The organism is Polaribacter sargassicola, from assembly GCF_021991835.1.
GTDB lineage: Bacteria > Bacteroidota > Bacteroidia > Flavobacteriales > Flavobacteriaceae > Polaribacter > Polaribacter sargassicola.
On the sequence record NZ_JAHDAU010000014.1, the window covers coordinates 25,167 to 48,957 of the forward strand.

General features: G+C 33.6%; 12 protein-coding genes. All 12 read left to right on the forward strand.

The features are described from left to right. Positions 1-2: 2 nt before the first annotated feature. Positions 3-2,042 (forward strand): PKD domain protein, encoded by a 2,040-nt coding sequence (locus tag KI686_RS15330; protein WP_237590215.1) that lies wholly within the window; start codon positions 3-5, stop codon positions 2,040-2,042. A 19-nt stretch (positions 2,043-2,061) separates the two neighbouring features. After that, complete coding sequence (locus tag KI686_RS15335) at positions 2,062-3,747, forward strand: glycoside hydrolase family 16 protein (RefSeq protein WP_237590216.1); 1,686 nt, start codon at positions 2,062-2,064, stop codon at positions 3,745-3,747. 81 nt (positions 3,748-3,828) lie between these two features. After that, positions 3,829-5,127 (forward strand): glycoside hydrolase family 2 TIM barrel-domain containing protein, encoded by a 1,299-nt coding sequence (locus KI686_RS15340; RefSeq protein WP_237590217.1) that lies wholly within the window; start codon positions 3,829-3,831, stop codon positions 5,125-5,127. A gap of 81 nt (positions 5,128-5,208) precedes the next feature. After that, entirely contained in the window at positions 5,209-8,667 is a 3,459-nt protein-coding gene (locus tag KI686_RS15345) for a 1,3-beta-D-glucan phosphorylase, GH149 family (protein ID WP_237590218.1), read from the forward strand. Positions 8,668-8,680: 13 nt separating this feature from the next. Continuing rightward, positions 8,681-9,976 (forward strand): glycosyl hydrolase family 17 protein, encoded by a 1,296-nt coding sequence (locus tag KI686_RS15350; RefSeq protein ID WP_237590219.1) that lies wholly within the window; start codon positions 8,681-8,683, stop codon positions 9,974-9,976. Between the two features lie 10 nt (positions 9,977-9,986). After that, entirely contained in the window at positions 9,987-11,480 is a 1,494-nt protein-coding gene (locus KI686_RS15355) for a glycoside hydrolase family 30 protein (RefSeq protein ID WP_237590220.1), read from the forward strand. A 5-nt stretch (positions 11,481-11,485) separates the two neighbouring features. Continuing rightward, positions 11,486-12,898 (forward strand): MFS transporter, encoded by a 1,413-nt coding sequence (locus KI686_RS15360; protein WP_237590221.1) that lies wholly within the window; start codon positions 11,486-11,488, stop codon positions 12,896-12,898. A gap of 1,527 nt (positions 12,899-14,425) precedes the next feature. Beyond that, positions 14,426-15,361 carry a phosphatase PAP2 family protein gene (locus tag KI686_RS15365; protein ID WP_237590222.1) on the forward strand — a complete coding sequence of 312 codons (936 nt, stop codon included), beginning with the start codon at positions 14,426-14,428 and terminating at the stop codon, positions 15,359-15,361. A gap of 7 nt (positions 15,362-15,368) precedes the next feature. Then, positions 15,369-15,773 carry an alternative ribosome rescue aminoacyl-tRNA hydrolase ArfB gene (arfB, locus tag KI686_RS15370; RefSeq protein ID WP_237590223.1) on the forward strand — a complete coding sequence of 135 codons (405 nt, stop codon included), beginning with the start codon at positions 15,369-15,371 and terminating at the stop codon, positions 15,771-15,773. Positions 15,774-18,605: 2,832 nt separating this feature from the next. Next, positions 18,606-18,989, forward strand: a complete 384-nt coding sequence (locus tag KI686_RS15375) for an HU family DNA-binding protein (RefSeq protein WP_237590224.1) — start codon at positions 18,606-18,608, stop codon at positions 18,987-18,989. Between the two features lie 2,937 nt (positions 18,990-21,926). Beyond that, on the forward strand, positions 21,927-23,249 hold the full coding sequence (locus tag KI686_RS15380) for a UDP-glucose dehydrogenase family protein (RefSeq protein ID WP_237590225.1): 1,323 nt from the start codon (positions 21,927-21,929) through the stop codon (positions 23,247-23,249). Positions 23,250-23,253: 4 nt separating this feature from the next. Then, on the forward strand, positions 23,254-23,791 hold a 538-nt coding region (locus tag KI686_RS15385), incomplete at its 3' end, for an NAD-dependent epimerase/dehydratase family protein (RefSeq protein WP_237590226.1).

A 23,791-nucleotide genomic window follows, 5' to 3' on the forward strand; every position in this document is an offset into this window, starting at 1 on the left:
GTATGAAAAAACTAACAATAATATTTAAGGCGTTACTAATACTTCTTGTAGTTAATGCTTGTACAGATGAAAGAGATTTAGATTTTTTAGAGGCGGTAAAAGCACCAACAAATGTTGCGGCAGCCTATAATATAGTACAAGATAACTCTGGTTTGGTAACCATTACACCAACGGCAGAAGGAGCCAATTCTTTTGATGTTTATTTTGGTGATGATACAACAGAACCTGTAAATATAGAAGCTGGTAATAATGTACAACATACTTATTTAGAGGGGAGTTATACAGTAAAAATAGTTGCCTATAATGCTAAAGGAGATACAACAGAAGCAAATCAAGAATTGGTTGTTTCTTTTAAAGCACCAGAAAATGTAGTGGTTACTTTAGAAAACAATATTGCTATTTCTAAACAAGTAAATATTATGGCTACTGCAGATTATGCAACTACTTATGAGTTTTATTCAGGAGAAACAGATGTAACACAACCTGTTGCAACAGCAAATATTGGCGATGCTATTAGCTATCAGTATGCAAATGCAGGTACTTATACAATTAATGTTATTGTAAAAGGTGGGGCTATAGAAACAACAGAATATACAGTAGATTTTGAAGTTACAGAGATTTTAGCACCCATTTCTTCTGCGGGTACACCGCCAACAAGAAGTGCAGAAAATGTAATTTCTATTTTTAGTGATGCTTATACAAACGTGGCAAATACAGATTTCAATCCAAATTGGGGGCAGCAAACAACCTATACTGCTTTTGATTTAAATGGAGATGCCATGCTACAATATAGCAATTTAAATTACCAAGGTATTCAAATAGGGGCAACGCAAGATGTTTCTTCAATGGAGTTTCTTCATTTAGATGTTTGGACAGCAGATGCTACGGAATTAGAAACTTATTTAATAAGTATTGCAAGTGGAGAAAAATTTATAAAATCTACTTTAACAAAAGATGCTTGGACAAGTATTAATATTCCAATTTCAGAATTTACAGATCAAGGTTTGTCTGTACAAGACATTCATCAATTTAAGTTTGTAGGGGCTGGATCTGTATTTATAGACAACCTTTATTTTTACAAAGCACCATCTGGAACCGTATCTACAACTATCGAAGATTTTGAAGGTACAGCACCAGTGTTTACAGATTTTGGCAATATAGCACCTATAGAAGTGGTAGATAATCCTAGTGCAACAGGTATCAATACTACAAATAAAGTAGCAAAGTTTGTTAAAACTTCAAATGCAGAAACTTGGGCAGGTGCATTTTTTGATGTTGCTGCTCCGTTAGACGTGGTTAATAATAACAAAATAACTATTAAAACATGGTCTCCAAAATCTGGAGCTACAGTAAGATTTAAAATAGAAAATGCTTCAGATAACACGCAATTTGTAGAGGTAGATGCAATAACCACTACCACAAATGCTTGGGAAGAATTAACTTTTGATATTTCTTCAGCCGTTGCAGGAGTCACTTATAACAGAGTTGTTATTTTCTTCGATTTTGGTAATGTAGGTGATGATGCTGTATATTATTACGATGAAATAAATTTAGTAAATGAATCAGCAGGCTCTAGTGCTCCAGTTTTATTTCAAGATTTTGAAGGTACAACACCAGTGTTTACAGATTTTGGAAATATAGCACCTATAGAAGTGGTAGATAACCCTAACGCAACAGGTGTTAATACCACAAGTAAGGCAGCAAAGTTTGTTAAAACTGCAAATGCAGAAACTTGGGCAGGTGCATTTTTTGATATTTCTAGCCCTATAGATGTTGTTAATTACAGCAAAGTTGTAGTAAAAACCTATTCTCCAAAATCTGGAGTTACCGTAAGGTTTAAAATGGAAAATGCAGCAGACGGCGCTCAGTTTGTAGAAGTAGATGCTACAACCTCTAAGGTTAACGAATGGGAAGAGTTAACTTTTGATATATCGGAAGCAGTAGCCGGAACAACTTACGACAGAATTGTAATTTTCTTTGATTTTGGTAATACAGGTGATGATGCTGTTTATTATTATGATGAATTAGGGGTAACTAATTAATAAATAAAGATTTAATATTATGAAAAAAAATAAAAATATTTATATCGTATTGTTTTCTTTACTGGCAGTTTTTTATGGTTGTCAAGAAAATGAATATGAAGTGGGTGATTTAGTAGCGCCTTCTAACATTCTTATTTCGGCAGAAGTAGTTGGGGTAGATGATGATAATCTTTATGGTGATGGTACAGGTGTGGTTAATTTTACAGTAACGGCAGACAATGCATCATCTTATGTGTATTACTTTGATGGAGTAGCAGAAGTTTCACCTTCTGGGGTATTAACCAAAAGGTTTTCTAAAGTAGGTGTAAACGTTTATACTGTGGTGATAAAAGCCAATGGTACAGGTGGCGTATCTTCAACAGAAACCATAGATGTAGAGGTGTTTAGTTCTTTTTCTGATGTAGATGCAGAAAATTTATTAAGCGGTACAAATATAGGAGATAGCAAAAAATGGTACTGGCAAGCAGATAAAAGTTTACACGTTGGTTTAGGTCCGGTTACAGATGATTATGGAAATGGAGAGTTTGCTTATGAGGCTTGGTGGAGTGGTATACAAGCTTGGGATGATGAAAAAAGCTGTATGTATGATAACGAGTTTGTTTTTACAAGAACAGCTTCTGGTATTACTTTTGAGCAAACAGTAGGGCCTGCTTTTGTGCCAGGTACGTATGCTGGTGTTTTAGGTGTTGGTGGAGACCAATGTCATGATGAAACAGTGGTAACTTCAATGTTTGGTGTTAAAAGTGTGTCTTTTTCACCTTCAACTTCTAAAGCAGCATTAGAAGGAACTTATAACAACGAGTCTTATAGAGGTACTACTTTTCAAATTTCAGAAGGTGGTTTTATGGGATGGTATGTAGGTGCAAGTACTTATGATATTATTTCTGTTACTAATGATGAATTAATTGTAAGAATCATAGAAGATCCTGCTTCTGGTAGTGGTGCTGCTTGGTATCATAAATTTACTTCTACAAAACCTGTAGAGGGAGAAGGCGATCTAGATTCTGCATACAATACATTAGTTTGGGAAGATGATTTTAATACTGATGGTGCGCCAGATGCTGCAAATTGGACTTATGATTTAGGTACAGGTAGCAATGGTTGGGGCAACGGAGAAGCACAAACTTATACAGATGCTTCAGAAAATGTAAGAGTAGAAAATGGTTCTTTAATTATCACTGCAAAAGCAGATGGTAACGGAGGGTATACTTCTGCGAGATTAAAATCGCAAGGATTGTTCAAATTTACTTATGGTAGAGTAGAAGTAAGCGCAAAATTACCTGCTTCTGCAGGTACTTGGCCAGCCATTTGGATGTTAGGATCTAACAATCCGGTTGTAGGTTGGCCTGCTTGTGGAGAAATAGACATTATGGAGCAAACGGGTAGTGCTAAAAATACAGTATTAGGTACTACACATTGGTTTGATGTAGCTTCTAATGCAGCTGCTAGTTACGGTACAACTACAGAGGTTACCAATGCTTCTTCCGAGTTTCATTTGTATTCATTAGAATGGTCAGAAACGTCTTTAAAAATTTATTTAGATGGAGTAATGTATTACGAAATAGCAAATAACGAAACATTGCCTTTTAATGAAGATTTCTTCTTGATATTAAATGTAGCTATGGGCGGAACCTTAGGAGGAGATATACCAGATACATTTACAGAAGATACTATGGAGATTGATTACGTAAGAGTTTATCAATAAAAATAAAATTGTTGATTGTTTAGATAGGGTCAGTTTTACATGGCTGATCTTATCTTTTAATAACAACCCAAAAGTTTAATTATGAAACCCATCTTAATACCTATTTTTCTCTTTCTGTTCGCATTACAATCTTGTGCGCAAAAAGAAGACAATGTTGTTGTTGTAAATAATGCAGAAGGCAGCAAACTGGTTGTAAATGGTAAAGATTTTATTGTAAACGGTATGAATTGGGATTATTTTCCGATAGGAACCAATTTTACATATAGTTTATGGAGCCAATCGGATGCTTTTATTAAAAAAGCATTAGACTCAGAAATGTCTTTATTAAAAGAAATGGGGGTAAATGCAATTCGTGTTTACAGTGGCATTCAGCCCAAATGGATTACATACATCTATAAAGAATATGGCATTTATACCATGTTAAATCATCCTTTTGGTAGGTATGGATATTCTTTTAAAGGAGATTGGGTAAAGGTTACTGATTATGCAGATGTTCATGCACAACAAGTTTTATTAGAAGAAATAACCTTATTGGCTACAAAATACAAAAACACGCCCGGTTTGTTATTGTACCTTTTAGGAAATGAGAACAATTATGGACTCTTTTGGGCGGGTTCCGAAACAGAAGATTTTCCAGAAGATGAAGCAGAAAAGAAAAAAATAGGAGAAACGAGAGGTAGAGCCTTGTATCAATTGTTTAACAAAGCAGCGGTTAAGATAAAAAGTATCGATAAAAACCATCCTGTAGCCATTTGTAACGGAGATCTAATGTACTTAGATCTGATTGCAGAAGAATGCAAAGACATCGATGTTTTTGGAACCAATATGTACAGAGGAGTTTCTTTTACGGATGCCTTTAAAAAAGTAAAAACAGTATTAAACAAACCGCTTCTTTTTACAGAATTTGGTTCGGATGCATTTAATGCCCTTACAGAAAAAGAAGATCAAAAAATGCAAGCTTTTTATTTACTTAAAAACTGGCAAGAGATTTATACAAATATTGCAGGTTTGGGTAAAGCATCTAATGCAATTGGTGGTTTTACGTTTCAGTTTAGTGATGGTTGGTGGAAATTTGGGCAGACCATTAATTTAGAAAAACACGATAAAAATGCGTCTTGGGCTACCGATGCTTATGCTTTTGATTATAAAACCGGTCGTAATAATATGAATGAGGAATGGTTTGGTATCTGTGCAAAAGGAGCTACAGATGCGCAAGGTTTTTACACCTTACAGCCCAGAGCAGCATATTATGTATTAAAGGAAGCGCATCAATTAAACCCTTACCAAAAAGAAATGAGTTCTCATTTAATCAATCAACATTTTGATAAAATTAAAATAGAAGAAGCCATTTCTAAAGTAACAAGCAACCAAAAAGAATAGAATATTTAAAAATATTCACAAGAAATAAAATACAAATAGAACCTCTTTTAAAACAAAGTAGAGGTTAAAAAAATAATTTTGATGACAAAAAAGACTATTTTTTTAGGAGAAAACAAAGCCAATTTTCAAACTCATAAAGTAAAAGGAGAAATGATAAACTTCGATAATGAGGTTTATTATAAAATTGCAAATAGTAACGAAATGAGACCTTTTTTTATGAGTATTGTTTCAGACTCTAATCATTGGATGTTTATTTCTAGCAACGGAGGTTTAACAGCAGGTAGAAAAAATAGCGAACATTCTCTGTTCCCTTATTATACAGATGATAAAATTACAGAATCTGCAGACACAACAGGGAGCAAATCTATTTTTCAGGTTCATAAAAACGGAAAAATTTATTTATGGGAGCCTTTTTCTAAAAGACAGATTGGGTTGTATCAAACAAAACAAAACTTGTATAAAAACAGTTTTGGTAATAAGGTGATTTTTGAAGAAATTAATGAAGATTTAGAAATCACTTTTAGATATCAATGGAGTTCTTCAGATCAATTTGGGTTTGTAAAAAAATCGACTTTAGTAAACAATTCATCAGAAAAAATAGAGGTTACACTTTTAGATGGTTTGCAAAATATCATTCCTTCAGATGTAACTACAGATCTGCAAAACTCTTATAGTAATTTGGTGGATGCTTATAAAAAGAGCGAATTACAAAAAGAGGTTGGTTTGGGTATTTACGCATTAAGTGCCATTATTGTTGATAAAGCAGAACCAAGTGAGGCGCTAAAAGCCAATATTGTGTGGTCTTTAGGGATTGAAAATCCTACTTATTTATTGTCTTCTTTGCAGTTAGATGCTTTTAGAAGAGGCCAAGAGATTGTACAAGAAGAAGATATAAAAGCAGAAAAAGGAGCTTATTTTATAAGTACAACGCTAACTTTAGATGCAGGCAAAACCAAAGAATGGTATTTTATCGCCAATGTCAATCAAACCATAAATACAATTCAATCTCTTTCTAGTGCCATTAAAAAGGAAGAGAATCTCCTAGAAAATATTCAAAAAGACATTCAGTTGGGTACTAAAAACTTAATTGCTTTAACAGGTGCGGCAGATGGTGTGCAGTTGTCTAATGATGCTTTGGTAAATACAAGACATTTTGCCAATACGCTTTTTAATATTATGCGTGGTGGTACTTTTGATGATGATTATAATATTGAAAAAGAAGATTTTACAAAGTATATAGCAGCGGCAAATAAAGAGGTATACAAACATAAAGTAAGTGTTTTAGAAAGTTTGCCAACGGTTTTTACATTAAAAACTATTTTAGAAATAGCAGAAAAAGATGAAGATAAAAACTTTAAAAGACTGTGTTTTGAGTATTTACCATTAAAGTTTAGTAGAAGACACGGAGATCCTAGTAGACCTTGGAACAAGTTTTCTATCAACACAAAAAATGAAAATGATGGTTCTAAAATTTTGGATTATGAAGGAAATTGGCGAGACATTTTTCAGAATTGGGAAACGCTAGCACATGCTTATCCTGCTTTTATAGAAAGCATGATTCATAAATTTTTAAACGCAACTACTTTTGATGGTTACAATCCGTATAGAGTAACCAAAGGAGGTTTTGATTGGGAAATTATCGAAGAAAACGATCCTTGGTCTTATATTGGTTATTGGGGAGATCATCAGATTATCTATTTGCTAAAGTTTTTAGAATTTATAGAAAAGCATTATCCAAATCAATTAGAAAAACGTTTTTCAGAAGCCGTTTTTGTCTATGCCAATGTGCCTTATAAAATTAAAGATTATAAGAGTATTTTAAAGAATCCGAAAGATACCATAGATTTTGATTTTGATGCACAAACAGAGATAGAGCAAAAAAGAAAGCTTTTAGGTGTAGATGGCGCTTTATTAAGTAATAAAGAAAACGTTATTTACAAAGTAAATTTAATAGAAAAGTTATTGGCAACGGTATTGGCCAAAGTAGCTAACTTTATTCCTGAAGGTGGTATTTGGATGAATACACAGCGACCAGAATGGAACGACGCCAACAATGCGTTGGTGGGGAATGGAGTTTCTATGGTGACCTTAAATTACCTAAACCGATTTATCAACTTTTTTGAGAATTTAATCGAAAAGTCAACTACAGATGAGGTGGTTATTTCTTCGGAATTGGCAATCTTTTTTAATGAGGTGGTTGCTACTTTTCATCAACATAAAAACATTCTTTCTGGTAAAGTATCAGATCTAGATAGAAAAAAAGTGTTAGACGGGTTGGGAGAAGCTGCGAGTAAGTTTAGAATCGTAATTTATGAAAACGGATTTTCTGGTGATAAAAGCACGCTTAAAAAAGAAGATCTTTTAAACTTTTTTAGTCTTACAAAACAGTATTTAGAACATACGATTAAAGCAAACAAACGTACCGATAATTTGTACCATGCTTATAATTTAATGACGATAAAAAACGATCAGGAAATCGCTATTTCTTACCTGTCAGAAATGTTAGAGGGGCAAGTTGCGGTTTTAAGCGCTGGTTATTTATCTCCAAAAGAAACTTTAAAAGTTTTGGATGGTATGAAAGATAGTGCCTTGTTTAGAGAAGATCAATACAGTTATATTTTATATCCAAATAAAAATTTACCTCGTTTCGATCAAAAGAATGTCATTCCGAAAGCTTCAGTAGAAAGTTCGGAGTTGTTATTAAAATTGTTGGGCGATAAGAATAACCAAATTATTACAAAAGATGTTTTAGGTAAGTTTCATTTTAATGCCAACTTTAACAATGCAAACAAGTTGGCAGAAGCATTAACGGGCTTACCAAAAAGATATACCGAATTGGTTGAAAAAGAAACCGATTTGTTGTTAACTATTTTCGAAGAAGTTTTTAATCATAAAGCATTTACAGGACGTTCGGGTACTTTCTTTGGTTACGAAGGTTTAGGGTCTATTTACTGGCACATGGTTTCTAAATTACTGTTAGCAGTACAAGAAAATTGTTTATTAGCCATTGCCAATCAAGAAGACGGGGCTTTAATAGGTCAATTATTAGATCATTATTATGAAATACAAGCCGGTATTGGCGTGCACAAATCTCCAGAATTGTATGGTGCTTTTCCAACCGATCCGTATTCGCACACACCAGGAGGTAAAGGAGCGCAACAACCCGGTATGACAGGGCAGGTAAAAGAAGATGTGTTAAGTAGAATTGGCGAGTTGGGTGTTTTTGTAAAAGAAGGCAAAATTTATTTCAATCCAAGATTATTACAAGCAAGTGAGTTTGTAAGTGAGCCTAAAGTATTTGCCTATACCAATATCCAAAAAGAAGCTAAAACAATTCATTTAGCCAAAGGTTCGCTTTGTTTTACCTACTGTCAAGTACCGATAGTTTATAAAAATACGGATAAAAATAGCGTAAGCATCTTTTTTGTCAATGGAGAAGTCGTTGCATCAGAAAATTTAATTCTAGATAAAAGTGTTTCAAATATGATGTTTGAAAGAACAGGAGAAATAGATCGAATAGAAGTTTCTGTAACGATATAAATACATAAAAAAAATGACCATTCGTTTTCTTAAATACTTGTTTTTTAGTTTGCTGTTGCTTCTTGTTTTTGCTTGTGATAAAAATACATCATCAAAGCAAGTGCATCTAAAAGAAGCACTTAAAAAAGAGGTAACTGCAGCAGATATTTTAGGAAACCCAAAGTATTTGGCCATTTCTTATGGTGGTTATAGAGAAAAATCTAGAGAAGATCATCAACCTACAATTCCGCAATTAAAAGAAGATTTAAAGTTGATGCATGCCATGGGCATTCGGGTGTTAAGAACGTACAATGTACAACCCAAATTACCACATGCGGCTAATGTTTTAGAAGCCATCAGTCAGTTGAAAAAAGAGGATGCCAATTTTGAAATGTATGTTATGCTAGGGGGTTGGATTGATTGTTTAAACGCTTGGTCAGACAAAGAACCGAATCACAATATAGAGAGTCCCCAAAATGCAGAGGAAGTTGCCCGAGCAATTATTTTAGCAAATAAATACCCTCAAATAGTTAAAGTAATTGCCGTGGGTAATGAGGCTATGGTAAAATGGGCAACGAGTTATTATGTACAACCTGCTGTTATTTTAAAATGGGTAAATCACCTTCAAAATTTAAAAGAATCAGGTAAGTTGTCTAAAGATGTTTGGATTACAAGTTCAGATGATTACAGTTCTTGGGGAGGCGGAGACGCTGTGTATCACACCCAAGATTTAGAAAAACTGATAAAAGCAGTAGATTATGTTTCTATGCATACGTATCCTTATCACAATACGCATTACAATCCAACATTTTGGAAAGTACCCGTAGAAGAACAAGAGCTCTCTAATCTAGAAAAAATAGACCGTGCCATGTTGCGTGCGCTTCAATTTGCTAAAAAACAATACAAAGACGTGGTTAAATATGTAAAAAGCATCGATAGTACCAAGGCGGTACATATTGGAGAAACCGGTTGGGCTACTGTTTCTAATGGACATTATGGGGCAAATGGCTCTAGAGCAACCGATGAGTACAAGCAAGCTTTGTATTATTCGCATTTAAGAGCATGGACAAACAAAGAAAGAATTTCATGTTTTTATTTTGAGGCTTTTGATGAACAATGGAAAGATGCTGAAAACGAACAAGGTTCAGAAAATCATTTTGGCTTGTTTACACTAAAAGGCGAAGCAAAATATGCGCTTTGGCCTTTGGTAGATGCCGGAGTTTTTAAAGGACTTACAAGAAACGGAATGCCTATTAAAAAAACATATCAAGGAGATAAAAAAACATTATTAAAAGAGGTTTTAGTACCCAATACAACTTATAACAGATAAATAAATACCTATGAAAACAAGCTATTATTTTTTAATTTTTTCTTTGCTCATCATCAGTTGTAAACCTACAGATACTTCTTTAGAGGTAACTGTTTATGAAACGTCAGAAAAAGGGAATAAATTAACAGAAATTACCACATTTACCAATACGGAAAATGCAGCTACTATTGTATTGAATCCGGCAGAAAAAAAACAAACCATTACGGGTTTTGGAGGTGCTTTTACAGAATCGTCTGCTTATTTGTTAAATCAATTAAGTAAAAAAAATAGAGACACTATTTTACAAGCTTATTTTGCTCCAGAAGGAGCCAATTACTCGTTAACAAGAACCCATATGAATTCTTGTGATTTTTCTTTGAATCAGTATTCGTATTCACCAGTAGCAGATGATGTAACACTAGCACATTTTACCATTGAAGAAGATCTGGATGATTTGATTCCGATGATTCAAGAGGCGATGGAACTTTCTGAGGATGGGTTTAAAATATTTGCATCACCTTGGACGGCGGCTCCCTGGATGAAAGACAATAACCAATGGGTTGGCGGAAAATTATTGCCAAAATATTATGATACTTGGGCTTTGTTTTTCTCTAAATACATCGCTGCTTATGCTAAAGAGGGTATTGATATTTGGGGATTTACAGTAGAGAATGAGCCACACGGAAATGGTAATAATTGGGAAAGTATGCATTTTACGCCCAAAGAAATGACAGATTTTGTTGAGTTCCATTTAGGACCAAAATTAGAAAAAGACGGTTATGGTGATAAAATTATTTTAGGTTACGATCAAAACAGAGCCGGATTAAAAGAATGGGTAGATGAAATGTACCGAAATGATGCTTCTTCAAAATATTTTGATGGAACTGCAATTCATTGGTACGAAAGTACGTATAAAATATATGCAGAAGCCTTGCAATATGCACATCAAAAAGCACCAAATAAATACTTAATAGAAACAGAAGGTTGTATTGATTCTCAAGTACCAGCATGGAAAAATGATGCTTGGTATTGGCAAAAAGAAGCAACCGATTGGGGATATGATTGGGCTTCTGAAGAAGACATGCATTTGCATCCTAAATATGCGCCAGTAAATAGATATGCTAGAGATATTATAGGCTGTCTTAACAATTGGGTAGATGGTTGGGTAGATTGGAACATGGTTTTAGATACCCAAGGAGGACCCAACTGGTTTCAAAATTGGTGTGCAGCTCCTGTAATTGTAGATCCAGAAAAAGATGAAGTGTATTTTACACCACTTTATTATACCATGGCACATTTTAGCAAATACATAAGACCAGAAGCTAAAATAATTGGTTTAGATAATTCTGATAAAGACTTACAAGTAACTGCGGCAGAAAATCCAGATGGCTCTATTGCGGTAGTGGTTTTTAATGAAGGTAAAACCCAAAAGAGTTTTACGTTGCATTTAAACGAAAAGGAAACATTGGTAAATATAGATGCGCAGGCATTACAAACCATCATCATTTTATCAACAAAACAATAAAAAATATGTCTAAGGTACAAGCCGTTTCTAAAGTTTCATTTGGTCAAAAAGTAGCGTTTGGTATAGGGATGCTTTCTAATCAAATGTTTCCAGCCGCATTAAGTATTTTTATGGTGGTGCTGGTACAGAATTATGGCTTTCCAACTTGGATGTGGGCAATCCTGTTTTTTTTACCGCGTATTTTCGATTCCATAACAGATCCTATTATGGGGTTTATTTCAGACAATACAAAGTCCGTTTGGGGCAGACGAAGACAATATGTGTTTATAGGTGCTATTGTTATGGGTGTTTCTTTTGCGTTCTTATGGCAATTATATATCGATAACGGACTCTATTATAACTTTGTGTATTTTTTAATTTGGTCTTTGGCTTTTTATTTGGGATTGACCATTTTTTCTGTGCCTTACGTAGCGATGGGGTATGAAATGAGTGATGATTTTCATGAACGTACCAGTATTATGGCGGTATCACAATGGATCGGACAATGGGCTTGGGTAATTGCGCCTTGGTTTTGGGTGGTTATGTATGATGATGGTTGGTTTGGTACTACCACAGAAACAACCAGAAATTTAGGTATTTGGGTAGGGGTAGTTTTTGCGGTCTTAGCCATGATTCCTGCTTTGTTTATAAAAAGTAAATCCACAAAACACGATGCTAGTTTGGCGCCCTTAACCCTAAAAACAATTAGTGGTAGCCTTAAAGAAATTGTGGTTAATTTTAAAGAAGCATTTAAAATTAATGAATTTAAAAAGTTGTGCTTTGCTACTTTTTTAATTTACAATGCCTTTAATGTAGTAGCTGGTTTTTCTTTTTTTATTGTTGTTTATTATTTGTTTCAAGGAGATGCTGCTGCTGCCGGACTTTGGCCTACGCTTTCTGGGAGTGTAAGTGCTTTGGCTACTACTTTTATAGTGATACCTATTGTGGCCAAATTGTCTAAAAAGATGGGTAAAAAGAAAGCATTTATGGTATCACAAAGTATTTCTATATTAGGGTATATAATGCTGTGGTTTTTATTTGTACCTGGTAAACCTTATTTATTTCTATTTGCATTGCCTTTTTTCTCTTTTGGTATCGGTAGCTTGTTTACTTTAATGATGTCTATGACTTCTGATGTTATGGATATAGATGAACTAAATACGGGCAAACGTAGAGAAGGTGTTTTTGGAGCCATATATTGGTGGATGGTAAAATTTGGTTTTGCCATAGCAGGGTTGTTAACCGGTGGTATTATGGCGTTGGTAGGTTTTGTACCAGACACCGTAAATACAGAAGCATCTATCACAGGGATTCGATTATTTTATTCAGGTTTACCAATTTTAGGAACCTTAGCAGCTATGTGGATTATGAAAACTTATGACCTTACAGAAGAAAAAGCCATGGCGGTAAGTGCGGAATTGGAGAAAAGAAAAAAATGACACAATACTGTATGTGGTATTCCTCCTTTGTCGGAATGACATGTTGGTTGTGTTTGGTTCTCGATACAATTTATCGTACCTCAAAATCACTCGAACTGACATTCTTAATAAAAACGATGCCTGTCACTCCGAAGTACTGAGGAGTCTCACATAAGTAGCTAAAAAAGAATTATATTAATAAACCAATGGTAACCTTAAATAAATAACATATAAAATAAAACTTCCTAGGACATACTATTATTTCAGTAGTAATTCAAAGGAAAAGGAACGGCTAAGCATCCAAAGAGTGCAACGGTCAGGACACGAACGTGGAGCATATCGTAGAATTCAAAAAAATGATAATAAGTCTAGATTTTTTTGTTTCTTTTTTTATCAATGAAAAAAAGAAAGATGGAAAGATAAATAGGTATTTATTTCAAGTTCTCGATACAATTTTTCGTACCTCAAAATCACTCGAACTGACATTCTTTAAGAAAACAATGCTTGTCACTCCGAAGGACTGAGGAGTCTCACATAAGTGGCTAAAAAAAGAATTAGATCAATAAACAAATAGTAATCTTAAATATAAATTCAATACATAGAATTCAATCTCCCAAACGACCTATTGGGATTTTAGTAGCAATTCAAGATCTGCGGAACAGAAGAGTGTCCAAAGAGTGCAACGGTCTGGACGCGAACGTGGAGCATATCGTAGAATTCAAAAAAATGATAATAAGTCTAGATTTTTTTGTTTCTTTTTTTATCAATGAAAAAAGAAAGATAGAAAAATAAATAGGTATTTATTTCAAGTTCTCGATACAATTTATCGTACCTCAAAATCACTCGAACTGACATTCTTTAAGAAAACAACGCTTGTCACTCCGAAGCACTGAGGAGTCTCACATAAGTAGCTAAAAAAGAATTACATTGGTTGATAAATGATAGTTTTTAACAAATTCAATACATAGAATTAAAACTCCCAAACGACCTATTAGGATTTTAGTAGCAATTCAAGATCTCGATTTACTTCGACTTACTTCGACTCCGCTCTGTAACCACCGCTCAGTAACCATCGCTCTCTCATCGTTGTTTTTTTTATCATGATGTATTGTTCTTGGTCTTCGAGCGGAGTCGAGAAGCATTGCTTAGTATCCATCCTAAGATCTTGACTTCGCTCAATCACCGAAGTTGTTTTGAATTTTTGGTCTTGTTTATTATAGTTGGTCTTCAAGGGGTGTCAGTAATAATTTCTGAGTTTAATTAAGAATCGGTCTTCGAGCGGAGTCGAGAAGCACTGTTAGTGTCCACTCTAGGATCTCGACTTACTTCGACTTCCCTCAGTAACCATCGCTCGATCACCGTTATTAATAAGAAATAAAATAAAACATCCGCATGTCATGTCGATATATTCGAGACATCTCATAAATAAAAATCATTAAAACGCCTCCTTTTTCCATAATCATAAAAAGAAAACTATTCTATTAATAAAGTTTAATTAAGGAATAATTGTATTTTTAGACCTTAAAAAAAGCTCCTAAAAACCAAATTATGAAACTGAAACAGCTATTACTGAGTATATTATTAATCTTTTCCCTTTCTCTATTGGCACAAGATCAAAAACAATCTTTAGACTCCATAACAAGCCGAAATCATTTTCAAACTGCCGGTCATGTATTTAAAACGAGTTTTAATACCATACCGAGTGATTTTGTATATTTAGGAAAAGAATTTTCGGACGATTGGAAAAAAACAGGTTATTATGCAGCGGGTATTTTAGGGTTGATTGCCACAGATAAAATAACCACAAAGTTTTATCAACAGCATGTTGAACCAAAGATAGATTATAGTTTGCCAAATATTACACCTGATTTTTTAAGAAATTCAAAAAATATGTGGATTAATGGAGAAAATACTTATTTAACCTATCCAATTATAGGTATGTATGTTGGGTCTTTGTTTGCTAATAAAGAAAAGGGACAGTTTGCAGCGGTAAATTCACTAAAAGCAATTGCTTATTCAACTCTTATTTCACAGATAACTTTAAAAACAATTTTTGGTAGAAACAGACCTAATAGGCCGTTAGGAGGAGAGGATACAGGGACTTTTACAAATAATAATTGGGATTTTTTTAATAGTAGAAATGGTACTTATATTTTAAGCGGACCTTACGGTACATCGTTGCCTTCTATGCATGCTACAGGGTATTTTGCTATTGCTAAAGTAATTCAAATGGAGTTTGATAATTATTGGATTCCTTATGGTATTATGGCAATTACTTTTTTATCGGATATTAAAAGTCATGAACATTGGATAAGCGATATGGTTGCAGGAGGGATTATAGGAACTTTAATTGGTCGTTCTATAGTAAGGAGTAGTTGGAAAGCAAGGGGTCTTTTAGGTAAAAAAGAATCGGAATTTTCAATAAATTATACACCAACATTTTCATCAGAATTCACAGGACTTCGTGTCGTGGCAACCTTTTAAAAACATTTTGAATACTACCGAAATTATCAACGACCTGCAATTTAAAGCGGTTAGAAGTGCAGGGGCTGGAGGACAACATGTTAATAAAACATCTTCTAAAGTGGTGCTTGTTTTTGACTTGGAAAAGACAAATGCTTTGTCGGAAGAAGAAAAAGAGCTGTTAAAGCTGAAGCTAGCATCCAAATTGACCAAAGATCAAATATTGATTTTAAGTTGTGATACTTCTCGCTCTCAGCATAGAAATAAAACATTGGTAATTCAGCGTTTTTTAGAGTTGTTAACTCAGAATTTAATTCGACCTAAAAAAAGAAAACGAACCCAACCAAGTAAAGCGACTCTTAAGCGAAATGTTGAAAACCAAAAGAAACACAAAGAAAAAAAGGCGCTGCGTAAAAATCCAAAACTCGATTGAATTCGTTTCATTCCGAAGCATTGTGGAGTTTCACATCAGTGGCTAAAAAAAGAATTACATCAATAAACAAATAGTAATCTTAAATAAATTCAATACATAGAATTAAACCTCCCAAACGACCTATTAGGATTTTAGTAGCAATTCAAGACCTGCGGAACAGAAGAGTGTCCAAAGAGTGCAACGGTCTGGACGCGAACGTGGAGCATATCGTAGAATTCAAAAAAATGATAATAAGTCTAGATTTTTTTGTTTCTTTTTTTATCAATGAAAAAAAGAAAGATAGAAAAATAAGTGTCTATTTATTTCAAGTTCTCGATACAATTTTTCGTACCTCAAAATCACTCGAACTGACATTCTTAATAAAACAACGCCTGTCACTCCGAAGTACTGAGGAGTCACACATAAGTAGCTAAAAAAAAGAATTACATCAATAAATAAATTCAATACACAAAATAAAGCTTCCCCAACGAACTATTAGGATTTTAGTAGCAATTCAAGATCTGCGGAACAGAAGAGTGTTCAAAGAGTGCAACGGTCTAGACACGAACGTGGAGCATATTGTAGAATTCAATAAAATGATAATAAGTCTAGATTTTTGGTTCTTTTCATCGATGGAAAAGAACGAATAATATAAAAAAAGATAAAATTTAAACATTACCGAGTTCTCGATACAATTTTTCGTACCTCAAAATTACTCGAACTGACATTCTTAAATAAAGTAACGCCTGTCACTCCGAAGTACTGAGGAGTCTCACATCAGTAGCTAAAAAAGAATTAACCCGTTAAACCAATAGTAATCATAAATAAATTCAATATATAGAATTCAACCTCTCCAACGACCTATTAGGATTTTAGTAGCAATTCAAGATCTGCGGAACAGAAGAGTGTCCAAAGAGTGCAACGGTCTGGATGCGAACGTGGAGCATATCGTAGAATTCAAAAAAAGAAAAATAAGTGTCTATTTATTTCAAGTTCTCGATACAATTTTTCGTACCTCAAAATTACTCGAACTGACAATTTTAAATAAAACAGCGCTTGTCACTTAGAAGTATAGAGGGGTTTCACATAAGTAGCTAAAAAAAAGAATTAAATCAATAAACAAATAGTATTCTTAAATAAATTCAATATATAGAATTCAACCTCCCAAACGACCTATTAGGATTTTTGTAGTAATTCAAGATCTGCGGAACAGAAGAGTGTCCAAAGAGTGCAACGGTCTGGACACGAACGTGGAGCATATCGTAGAATTCAAAAAAAGGATAATCAGTCTAGATTTTTGGTTCTTTTCATCGATGGAAAAGAACGACTAATATAAAAAAGATAAAATTTAAACATTACCGAGTTCTCGATACGATTTCTCGTGCCTCAAAATCACTCGAACTGACATTCTTTAAGAAAACAACGCTTGTCACTCCGAAGTACTGAGGAGTCTCACATAAGTGGCAAAAAAAGAATTACCTCATTAAACCAATAGTAATCTTAAATAAATTCAATACATAGAATTAAACCTCCCAAACGACCTATTAGGATTTTAGTAGCAATTCAAGATTTGCGGAACTGAAGAGTGTCCAAAGAGTGCAACGGTCTGGACGCTAACGTGGAGGGTATCGTAGAATTCAAAAAAATGATAATAAGTCTAGATTTTTTGTTTCTTTTTTTATCAATGAAAAAAGAAAGATAGAAAAATAAATAGGTATTTATTTCAATTTCTCGATACAATTTTTCGTGCCTCAAAATCACTCGAACTGACATTCTTAAATAAAGCAACGCCTGTGACTCCGAAGTACTAAGGATTTTCAAAGAAATAATACTGTATGTGAGATTCCTCCTTTGTCGGAATGACAAGTTGGTTGTGTTTTGTTCTCGATATAATTTTTCGTGTCTCAAAATCACTCGAATTGACATTCTTAATAAGAATAACGCTTGTTACTCCAAAGTACAGAGTAGTTTCAGGGTAAAGTATTAAGCTTATAAAAGGAAAAACTTACTATAAATTATGAGTTTTATTCAGTTTTAAGATTTTGCTTAGTGTAATTTTTGAAAAAAAACAAATTTTTTACTTTTTTTTATTCAAAAAAAAGATTTCCAAAAAAAATACTTTAAAAAAAGGGGAAAGAAAAATAATCTTTTTTTTAAAAGGTGAAAATATTTTAGTGTTTATGTATTTATTTGATTATGAGTGTTTTAAGTGTTGTTTTTTGAGTTAAGACAAGTGGCTGTATCTTTAAGAAAAGAAAAAATAGGTGCTTATTTGCTTAAAAAAAGCAGATAGAAACATAATAAAGAATAAAAATTGTGAACAACTTCAAGGGTTTTGTTAAAAAATGTTGTATTGTTTTTCTATAAAGTGCATTACCTTTACATCGTGTTAGAGCTATTATTATTTAATTCGTATATATAGGGTGTAAAAATGCGAATTAAATTGCTTAAAACTGCTTAAATGTATTTTTAGGATGATATTTTTAATACATAAACAATCAGTATTACAATTACGATTAAATTGACAAGATTAAGACTTTTTGTAAAACGGTAACACTTTTTAAAGATGTTGTGTTTTGTTATTCGCATTTCAAATTCACACTTCTTTTAAAAGTTTACCAAAAATTATTTATTAATTTTTAAAGCAGGGTTTGTCACTCTGCATTTGGTAAACGGTATGACTTAGCATAATAACAACCTCTTATTAAGTACGAATAGTACGGTAATTTACCTTGTTAACTCGAGGCAGGATAAGGCAAAGAATTGTTGAGGTTTTCTTAAGAACGGAGAGGTTGCGTAGCAATACCCTCTATAAAAAATATTGTTTTTTAATTAATTTTTAAACCCATAATTATGGCGATTAAATACAAAATAATAGAGAGGTTAAATCCTCAAGATGTTACTGCACCAAAAAAATATTATGCAGCAGTAACCGCAAACGGAAGTGTAGATTTTGAAACTTTAGCAGAAATGATTTCTGAGCAATCGGCATTGTCGGAGACAGACTGTTTGGCTGCGCTAAACATTTTAGAAACAAATATTGTAAGAGAACTTAAAAACGGAAGAATAGTACGTTTAGGAAAATTAGGTAATTTTCAAGTAAGTTTAAGTTCAGAAGGTTTTGATACACCAGAAGAAGTAGGGGCATCTGCCATTACCAAAACACGTGTATTATTTAGACCTGCAAAGAAGTTACGATCTTTGTTGAAAATAGTTTCATTTAGCACGCAGACTTAGCGTAAAATTATAAAAAACCAAGTCGGTTTTTTATAGCACAAGCCCCAATAATCGTCGATTATTGGGGCTTTTTTATGCGTTTTTGGCCCATTTGCGTCCGTACGCAACTTTTATCGCGTACTGATGCAGTTGAAGTTGCGTCCTGACGGAGTAAAAGTTGCGTCAGGACGCATCTGAGTAAAGGTCAATTTGCATAAAAATGCGTAAAATTTGGGCTAAAAAGCCTTTTTTTGATGTCTTTTTTTCTGAAAAAAACCTTGAAAATCACTCGAAAATCGGACTAAAATCACCCTTTTTTTGAGTAAAAATTGATGTGAAAAAGGCTTTCATTTTTGCTTTTTTTAATGGTGTTTTAGGTCTTAAAATAGGTGTTAAAAACTTACTTTTAGAAGTGTTGGAAAGTGGTCTTCGAGCGAAGTCGAGAAGCAGTATTTGGTATTAACTCTAAGATCTCGACTCTGCTTGATCACCGTTGTTTATTGTCTTTTGGTTCTTGTTTATTATAGTTGGTCTTCGAGAATAGTCAAGAGTAAGTTCTGGGTTTAATTTAGAAGCGGTCTTCGAGCGATGGTTACTGAGCGGAGTCGAAGTAAGTCGGAAGTGGTCTTCGAGCGGAGTCGAGAAGTGTTGTTTAGTATCAATTCTAAGATCTCGACTCCGCTCGATCACCGCAGTTTATTGCCTTTTGGTTCTTGTTTATTATAGTTGGTCTGCGAGAATAATCAAGAGTAAGTTCTGAGTTTAATTAAAAAGTGGTTTTCGAGCGTTGATTACAGAGCGGAGTCGAAGTAAGTCGGAAGTGGTCTTCGAGCGATGGTTACAGAGCGGAGTCGAAGTAAGTCGAGAAGTGTTGTTTAGTATTAATTCCAAGATCTCGACTCCGCTCGATCACCATAGTTTATTACTTTTCTGTTATTGTTCATTATAGTTGGTCTTCGAGAATAGTCAAGAGAAAGTTCTAAGTATAATTAAGAAGCGGTCTTCGAACGGTGGTTACAGAGCGGAATCGAAGTAAGTCGGGAAGTATTGTTTAGTATTAATTCTAAGATCTTGACTCCGCTCGACCACCGTAGTTTTTTGTTTATCTGTTATTGTTTATTATAGTTGGTCTTCGAGAATAGTCAAGAGTAAGTTCTGAGTATAATTAAGAAGCGGTCTTCGAGCGATGGTTGCAGAACGAAGTCAAAGTAAGTCAGGAGGTGGTCTTCGAGCGAAGTCGAGAAGTATTGTTTAATATTAACTCTAAGATCTTGACTCCGCTCGATCACCGTAGTTTTTTATTTTTCTGTTATTGTTTATTATAGTTGGTCTTCGAGAATAGTCAAGAGTAAGTTCTGAGTATAATTAAGAAGTGGTCTTCGAGATATGGTTGCTGAGCGAAGTCGAAGTAAGTCGAGAAGTATTGTTTAGTATTAATTCTAAGATCTCGACTTCGCTCGATCACCGTAGTTTATTGTCTTTTAGTTCTTGTTCATTATGATTAATCTTCCAGAATAGTTAAGAGTAAGTTCTGAGTTTAATTAAGAAGCGGTCTTCGAGCGATGGTTGCAGAGCGGAGTCGAAGTAAGTCGAGAAGCAGTATTTAGTATTAACTCTAAGATCTCGACTCCGCTCGATCACCGTAGTTTTTTGTTTATTTGTTCTTGTTCATTATAATTAATCTTCGAGTATAGTCAATAATAATTTTTGAGTATAATTAAGAAGTGGTCTTCGAGCGGTGGTTATAGAGCGGAGTCGAAGTAAGTCGGGAGGTGGTCTTCGAGCGGAGTCGAGAAGTATTGTTTAGTGTCAGCTCTAAGATCTCGACTTCGCTCGATCACCGTAGTTTTTTGTTTTTCTGTTATTGTATATTATAGTTGGTATTCGAGAATAGTCAAGAGTAAGTTCCGAGTTTAATTAAGAATCGGTCTTCGAGGGTGGTTGCTGAGCGGAGTCGAAGTAAGTCGAGAAGTGTTGTTTAGTATTCATTTCAAAATCTCGACTTCGCTCGATCACCATAGTTTTTTTGCCTTATTTGCTCTTGGGCATTATATTTAGGTCCCGCTAACTCATCATGGGTGTACTCTATTTCGATTCCTTATTAGGCTGTGGAGGTGTAGGCAATCGTTTTACTCATAAAAAATACAAAAATAGATTTCTGTATGAGCTTTAAAATAAGATCATTATTTATTGAAATAATTCTTATAAGTAATTTTAATTAATACAGAATCTTTAAAAGAAGGTTCTTTTTATTTTGTGATTCTAAATGTATCTGAATTATAATTAGAAAAAGCACAATTATAAAAAGGAATACTGCTTTTCATAGAATTTGATTTGGATGTTAATCTTAAAAGTGTAAATTTACACCACAATAAATAAATAATGAATCAATTTTAAAGTATTCAATGTTAATTTCTTGTAAAAAAATAAGTATTGCTATTTTTTAGATGTTAAGGTGTATTCCTTTGTAGTCTGATTATGTGATATAGTGGTAAGGTACCATGATAACATAGAAAAATTAAATGTAAAGTTATGTATATTCCCCTTTTTGAATACAGCACTTTTTTGGGTGGTTTTTTTAATATTTCTGAGTTTTTGTTAAGTAGAAAGACTATAATAAAAACATGTGGATAGAATAAAAACAGTATATCATTCGCTTAAAGGGTTCAACGTTTATACGTCCTTTCAATTTTTACACTTCGTAAAAGAAATATATTCTTTTGCCAATTCTGATGCTTTTTTTAAAATACTTCGCGTATCAGAAAAAAAAGTAAACCATAGTATTTATGGGTACTTTTTAATTAAATTCAATCAAAAAAAGTCACTTAAGTATAATCAAATTACAAGTTTTAATACTTTATTCAGCTATTTAATCAATCATAATTTATGTGTTTAAATAGTTTATAGAGTGTTAGTTGTATTGTAAAAAAAAAGAAAAATAAAAAATAAATAATAATTATGAATATAGCAGTAGTAGGTTCAGGATATGTAGGGTTAGTTTCAGGAACATGTTTTTCAGAAATGGGAAACAAAGTAACTTGTGTTGATATTGACGAGAAAAAGATTCAAAAATTAGAAGAAGGAATTCTTCCTATTTATGAGCCAGGTTTAGAGCAAATGGTATTAAAGAATGTAAAGAATCAAAATTTATTTTTTACAACTAATTTATCAGAGGCAATCTCAGACGCAGAAGTTGTATTTATTGCTGTAGGAACCCCAATGGGAGATGATGGGTCTGCCGATTTACAATATGTTTTGTCTGTGGCAAAATCTATTGGTCAAACCATGCAAAAAAAGTTAATAGTTGTAGATAAGTCTACAGTGCCAATTGGTACAGCAGACAAAGTAAAAGCAACCATACAAGCAGAGTTAGATGCAAGAGAAGTAGCACTAGAGTTTAGTGTGGTTTCTAACCCAGAGTTTTTAAAAGAAGGAGCTGCCATCGATGATTTTATGAAGCCAGACAGAGTGGTGATAGGAGCCGATGCTGAGTATGCTTTCGAAAAAATGAAGCAATTGTATTCGCCTTTCTTTAGAACGCACGATCGTTTTATTACTATGGACATCCGTTCTGCAGAAATGACAAAGTATGCAGCCAATACCATGTTAGCAACAAAAATTTCATTTATGAATGAGATTGCAAATATCTGTGAAAGAGTAGGGGCAGATGCCAATATGGTAAGAATCGGTATTGGTTCTGATAAAAGAATTGGATATAGTTTTATATACCCAGGTGCAGGTTACGGAGGATCTTGTTTTCCAAAAGACGTAAAAGCCTTAAAAAAGATTGCCGAAGAGCATGGTTATAAAGCAGGTTTAATAGAGTCTGTAGAAAATGTAAATGACGCGCAAAAGTTGGTGATTGCTCATAAAATCGTAAAAAGATTCGGAGAAGATTTATCAGGAAAAACTTTTGGTTTATGGGGATTGGCATTTAAGCCAGGTACCGATGATATGAGAGAAGCTCCGGCTATTTATATTGTAAAAGAATTAGAAAAAAGAGGTGCTAAAGTAAAGGCTTATGATCCAAAAGCCATAGAAGAAGCACAAGAGTTTTACTTAAAGGATGCAAAAAACATCACTTACTGTAGCTCTAAATACGAAGTATTGCAAGATGCAGATGCTTTGATCTTATTAACTGAGTGGAAAGAGTTTAGATCACCAGATTTTGTAGAGATTAAGCAGCAATTAAAGCAACCTATTATTTTTGATGGTAGAAACCAATACAATGCCTTTAATTTAGAAGAGCAAGGTTTTGAATACTTCCAAATAGGAAAATAAAAAGATGCAAAAAGATTTAAAAATATACATAGCTGGTCATCGAGGCATGGTAGGTTCTGCCGTTTGGAGAGCTTTAGAAAAGAAAGGGTACAGTAATTTAATAGGTAGAACAAGTAAAGAACTAGACTTAAAAGATCAAAAAGCAGTTTTAAGTTTTTTAGAAGAAGAACAACCAGCAGCTATTATTGATGCAGCCGCACGAGTAGGTGGTATTTTAGCAAATAATGATTATCCATATCAATTTTTAATGGAGAACATGCAAATTCAAAACAATCTAATTGATGGTGCATTAAAATTTGGTATAGAGAAGTTTATATTTTTAGGTAGTTCATGTATTTATCCAAAATTTGCACCTCAACCATTAAAAGAGTCGTATTTATTAACCGATTCTTTAGAACCAACCAATGAGTGGTACGCAGTTGCAAAAATTACAGGAGTAAAATTATGCCAAGCCATTAGAAAACAATTTGGTAAAGATTATGTAAGTTTAATGCCAACCAATTTGTATGGTTATTTCGATAATTTTGATTTAAAAACCTCTC

Excerpts from the sequence above, each read along its gene's own strand:
- KI686_RS15380 (WP_237590225.1), top strand. The coding sequence starts at position 21,927 with ATGAATATAGCAGTAGTAGGTTCAGGATATGTAGGGTTAGTTTCAGGA.
- KI686_RS15330 (WP_237590215.1), top strand. The coding sequence starts at position 3 with ATGAAAAAACTAACAATAATATTTAAGGCGTTACTAATACTTCTTGTA.
- KI686_RS15365 (WP_237590222.1), top strand. The coding sequence starts at position 14,426 with ATGAAACTGAAACAGCTATTACTGAGTATATTATTAATCTTTTCCCTT.
- KI686_RS15355 (WP_237590220.1), top strand. The coding sequence starts at position 9,987 with ATGAAAACAAGCTATTATTTTTTAATTTTTTCTTTGCTCATCATCAGT.
- KI686_RS15375 (WP_237590224.1), top strand. The coding sequence starts at position 18,606 with ATGGCGATTAAATACAAAATAATAGAGAGGTTAAATCCTCAAGATGTT.
- KI686_RS15360 (WP_237590221.1), top strand. The coding sequence starts at position 11,486 with ATGTCTAAGGTACAAGCCGTTTCTAAAGTTTCATTTGGTCAAAAAGTA.
- KI686_RS15350 (WP_237590219.1), top strand. The coding sequence starts at position 8,681 with ATGACCATTCGTTTTCTTAAATACTTGTTTTTTAGTTTGCTGTTGCTT.
- KI686_RS15335 (WP_237590216.1), top strand. The coding sequence starts at position 2,062 with ATGAAAAAAAATAAAAATATTTATATCGTATTGTTTTCTTTACTGGCA.
- KI686_RS15340 (WP_237590217.1), top strand. The coding sequence starts at position 3,829 with ATGAAACCCATCTTAATACCTATTTTTCTCTTTCTGTTCGCATTACAA.
- KI686_RS15345 (WP_237590218.1), top strand. The coding sequence starts at position 5,209 with ATGACAAAAAAGACTATTTTTTTAGGAGAAAACAAAGCCAATTTTCAA.